At 62.6% G+C, this 278-nt stretch carries 1 pseudogene; it reads right to left on the bottom strand.

The annotated features are described in order from the left end of the window. Window positions 1-198: pseudogene (locus AC4HNJ_RS21895) on the bottom strand (hypothetical protein); the annotation flags it as partial. Window positions 199-278 lie beyond the last annotated feature (80 nt).

Genomic DNA, 278 nt, shown 5'->3' with positions numbered 1-278 from the left:
TAGAGCCTGGAGCAGCGGGTGCAGCCTGTCGCGAGTCTGGTCCATGGCATGGGTGGCGGCATCCAGCTCATGCTGGGTGGCGGTGGGAGCACGGTCGCGGATCCATATGCGCTGCTGCAACAGGGCCCTCAATCCGGCATCGACGGCTTGTACCGCCTCTTTTTCGCTCGCTGCGGGAAGATCAGGATTGAGGGACATAACCGCGTGCGCCTGCTTCAGGCTCTAGGAGAGGCGCAAAACCAGCTGGACAGCGCCATGCGTGAACATATCCGCCAGGA

This window comes from Dyella sp. SYSU CM1112 (assembly GCF_058216415.1).
The sequence above is the reverse complement of the archived record's forward strand: the minus strand, read 5'-3'. Positions and strand labels throughout refer to the sequence as shown.